The organism is Nisaea nitritireducens (assembly GCF_014904795.1).
Taxonomy (GTDB): Bacteria; Pseudomonadota; Alphaproteobacteria; order Thalassobaculales; family Thalassobaculaceae; genus Nisaea; species Nisaea nitritireducens.
In genome coordinates, this window is record NZ_JACZFS010000078.1 from 1 (window position 1) to 4066 (window position 4066).

5 protein-coding genes are annotated in these 4066 nt (G+C 56.2%); all 5 read right to left on the reverse strand.

Going from position 1 to position 4066, the window contains the following annotated elements:
• Nucleotides 1-1044: ParB/RepB/Spo0J family partition protein (locus tag IG629_RS22180; RefSeq protein ID WP_193174046.1), on the reverse strand; the 1044-nt coding region annotated here is incomplete at its 3' end.
• 619 nt (nt 1045-1663) lie between these two features.
• The gene (locus IG629_RS22185; RefSeq protein WP_193174047.1) at nt 1664-1999 is read right to left on the reverse strand and encodes a helix-turn-helix domain-containing protein; all 336 of its coding nucleotides are present in this window, start codon (nt 1997-1999) and stop codon (nt 1664-1666) included.
• Nucleotides 1996-2343, reverse strand: coding sequence for a type II toxin-antitoxin system RelE/ParE family toxin (locus IG629_RS22190; protein ID WP_193174048.1), 348 nt, complete (start codon nt 2341-2343; stop codon nt 1996-1998). Before IG629_RS22190 ends, IG629_RS22185 begins: the two co-directional genes overlap by 4 nt.
• Before the next feature lie 43 nt (nt 2344-2386).
• Nucleotides 2387-3382, reverse strand: a complete 996-nt coding sequence (locus IG629_RS22195) for a hypothetical protein (RefSeq protein WP_193174049.1) — start codon at nt 3380-3382, stop codon at nt 2387-2389.
• A 12-nt stretch (nt 3383-3394) separates the two neighbouring features.
• Nucleotides 3395-3967: a hypothetical protein gene (locus IG629_RS22200; protein WP_193174050.1), complete on the reverse strand. Its 573-nt coding sequence runs from the start codon at nt 3965-3967 to the stop codon at nt 3395-3397.
• Nucleotides 3968-4066: the final 99 nt, after the last annotated feature.

Consider the following 4066-nt stretch of genomic DNA (forward strand, 5'->3'; position numbering starts at 1 on the left):
CACCTTGCGCCGATTGGTGATGAGATTCCGCTGAACCGCAATGGTTCGCAACTCGGCGGCGTGCTCAAGCTGTGCTTTCGTATATCGCGGCTTCGTTTCCGCAATACCGCCCGATCCGCTGACCTTCTTCGCTTTAACCATGCCGTCGAGGATCGTTACCCGGCCGTTCTGGTTCTTCATGATGACAGTCGTCGGCTCCTCGCCCTCCTCCGCTTTCCGGTACTTGTCCAGCACCATGTACCAATCGTGGCCCGGCTCCAGGACGATCAGCCCGTCTGCTTCGAATGCCGCTTTCTTCTTGTCATAGGCTGCGTTCTGAAGCGCCGTAAATTGGTCAACGTCTGCGAAATGCCGGTCTGCATTGTCGCTGAAGAGGTCCTGAAGGTAGCCGCCCGTGTAATCTGCGAGGTCGAAGATCGCCATATCGGCGGTCGGCTTCTTGAAGAAATACATCCGGGCCGCGTACTCGCTATTACCCGCGTTGTTGTCTTCAAGATATTTGAAATAGGCGGCTTGCTCCTCGGCGGTGACAGAGGCCAAATGCTTGGCTTCCCTGAGACACATATCTCCGGCCCGGATCATTTCCTTCGCTTGATCAACAAGACTTCCAAGCGCGATATGACGCCGGACGTATATCTCAGTTACACCGAACTTCTCCGCGATCTGCGCGATACTCATGCCGCCGTCACGTAAGCGGGTGAATGCCTCGCACGCATCGATAGGGTCGAGGTCTTCCCGCTGATGGTTTTCAGCAAGGGCGATTTCCTCAAGGACAGCTCCCGTCTCTGTCCGGACTGATACCGGAACCGGGAATGTGTCGTCTGCCTTGCCTTCCTTGATCAGAAGCTCGATGGCGAGGTAACGCCGATGACCGGCGATGACCCGGAACTTACCGCGCTCCTTTTTGACAGTGAGGCTTTGCACAACGCCGACTGATGCAATGGTGGCTGCAAGTCGTGCCAGTGCGGCTTCATCAAAGCGCTTCCGCTGGTTGTTCTTCGGCGGCAGTAATTTAGCGAAGGTGGTCATTTCAGTGGTGGTCATCGTCTCTTTCCTTTCCGCCGAATGGGGTTGAGCCCATCCGCTGTGTTTGGTCTGAATTACAAATTCAGACTGAACAGAGGGGGTGGGGCGAAGCCCCGCCCACGGTCGGCCGAGGGTCTGTCAATTGGTGTGGAAACGGCCTCTGGTGCGGCCCGCAGCGAAGCGAGGACACGGGGCCGTTGGAGCATGACGCGCGAAGCGCGGCGCCTGCCGATTGACAGAGCCTTGGACTACTGTTGGGGCGGACAAAGAAAAAAGGTTCAGCCTGGCTAGAGCGCAGCGGAGGCCGGGCTGTCAAATATTCAACTGGATCCGCGCAGCGCGCGGATCTCAACATTCCTAACCGGCTGCACGTTCCGAGAATGAGGAGCAGGGGTGTGCCGGCGTCTACGCTGCGCGATAGGGATCGTTACCCGAATGGGCGGAGACCCGCTTGGGGCTCCGTGGAGCGCGCGAAGAGCGCGGAGTAGAGCCCGGCCCCGACAGGGGATCGCCCTGCAGGTGCTCGCAGTGTATGCCGTCCCTCAGAGGGTAGCAGAGCGCCGTCGCCGTATATCGATGAAGTCCAAAGAGAAAAGCGCAGCGCAAACCGCTCCGGCTCCGAACCGCTCCGGACACTTTAAATAATGTGAGCGTGCACGCTCGCGGCGGGTACAGCAGCGCTCACGGTGACGCTGATTTCAACCTTCTGATCCAGCTTCCTTAAGATCGCCATAAGGCGATCAATGGTAAAAGTCTTAAGCCGTACATTACGGATGCGGGAGAAGTCGGCAGCAGCATATCCGGTTAGCTCGTGCGCTTTACGGACGGTCAGCTTTCTATCGTCCAGTACACCGATGATTTCGGCAGCTAGACGGCCTTTTAGTTCCATGATTTCGGCATTGGGATGCCCGAGGTCTTCGAAAATGTTGCCCGAGCCGTGAACCAGCTCGAAATCGTCTTCTTTGTCGGTCATTTCAGCTCCTCCTTCAGACGGCGCAAGCGCGCGGTGATTAAATCGACTTCCTGTTTTGGTGTCTTGATCCCGGTTTTCGACTTCTTCTGGAACGCATGTAGAACCCAGATTGCATCATCGATTTTCACCGCGTAGACGGTGCGATAAGCGTCTCCGCGATGCTTCAACGCAATCTCGAAAACCCCATCACTGAAGCCTTTCATTGGCTTTGCGATCTCTGCCTTTCGGCCTGAACTCGCAACCCGTAAAGCCAACGCGATATCGTCCTGCGCAGCCTGCGGGAATTTGAGAAAATCCCGCAGAGCGCCTTTGATCCAAGAAACTGTTCGTTGCTTCTCATTCATGGCTGTATGTTGTCATATTTTACTACACATTGCAAGCGAAATATCAGGCTGCATCACGTTGAAGTCCCGAAAGAACCTGCTGTACCGCCCCTCGCCCGGCATTGTTAAGGTGCCTTTGCCATGCACCCTCGCGGGGCGACCAACGGAAACCGTTGGTCTTGAGCATCGAACGGATTTCCGCGTCTGGCTTACCGGGAAAGACTAACTGGATACGGTCAGCCTCGACGTTCTCGACAACCTCGACACGGCCCGCTGTTGTATTGTGAACGGTCTCTTTACCGCCCTGCTCCCGCTTCGCTTCCAGGACGGCCAGCCGGTCCTTTAGCCTCTTGATTTCGGCGTTGTTGTTGCTCGTCGCATAAGACGGGTATCCCCGCCGCCCGCAATAGTCCGGCTGCACGATGGCGGCAGCATCAGTAAGTGAACAGCCAATTGTATCTGATACGGCTTGCGCCATTTCGGACACGTCACCGCTCTTGATACTTCGTATGGCTTTATTCGCGTCCTTCATGCGCTCTTGGTCCTTTACCCTGGCTGCGATCCGCTGGCGGAGTAATTCCGGCGCGTCGGGATTGCTTCCGCGCACGGGTCCGTCTGGCTCGCCATGTGGGAAGGCGGCACGGGTTGCGGCTTTCTTTGCTCGTTTCAGGTGCTCGCCGATCTCGTTTGAACGCCGGTCGGCAATATCCATGCGCTTATTATTCCGAGCTGTTGGGAACCGGGCGGCACCGACGACAAACCACGATGCGCAACGCCCCTCCGATTGCCAATAAGCGCGGGTGAGTTTCAAAAGTTTTCCGGCGAACCTCTCCAGCTCTGCGGCTGTATCGAGTTCGCCGCCCTTGCTGGCAAGCGCCGATAGATGCGTGTTGAAATCATGAAGGCGTGCGGCAAAGCCTTCGAGTTCAATCCGGGCGCGCCTCTCCGGATAGTGCGAAAGGAGATTCCAATAATGCTGGATATCGTCGGCCTTGATGGTGGAATTGAGATTTCCGGCCTTGATCGTCAGAGCGCCATTTTTGAAGGTGCAGATTTCCATTTTCCTTGCCTCCTATGCGTAGCTGGTCTGGTGTTTGGCCCGGCCGTCCCAGACATAGGCACTGGCAACGCTTGAAACCTTCACTCTTCCGTCTGCTGACGCGCGGCGCCTGAAAGCGTCACTTACGAAGACATCTTTTCGTGGCATCACTTTCGCCTGACACCATTCGGTCTCTTCGGAGTCTTTCGCCAGCTCGCGAAGCTCAACAGTGCTTGCACCGGGTACGGCAGTGACTTGATAAAAATCGATGTTTGTTTGCTCATACCCCCACGATGAAACAAGGATTGTTCCAACTGAGAGCGAGTGGGGCTGGCTTCGGTTCGCACGGCGTTTTTTCATCTCGTCTTGGTGCGCGCGCTGGCCCTCAAAGAACTTCGTAATATGGTTTTTCCGCTCGGCCTCAGACCGGAAACGGTGATGCCATACACTGTTCCGGGATGCCTTCGGCTTATAGGCGATAGCGCACAAAGCGCCGTTCCGTTCATAGCTGTAAACGGTCGCACCTGAATCCGGGTCCGTTTCAGGAATGGCACCTGAAGGCACATAACGCTGAGACGTTTTTCCGCTCTCAATGGTGTCGCTCATGGTCATTATCCTTTCCGCCGAATGGGGTTGAGCCCATCCGCTGTGTTTGGTCTGAATTACAAATTCAGACTGAACAGAGGGGGTGGGGCGAAGCCCCGC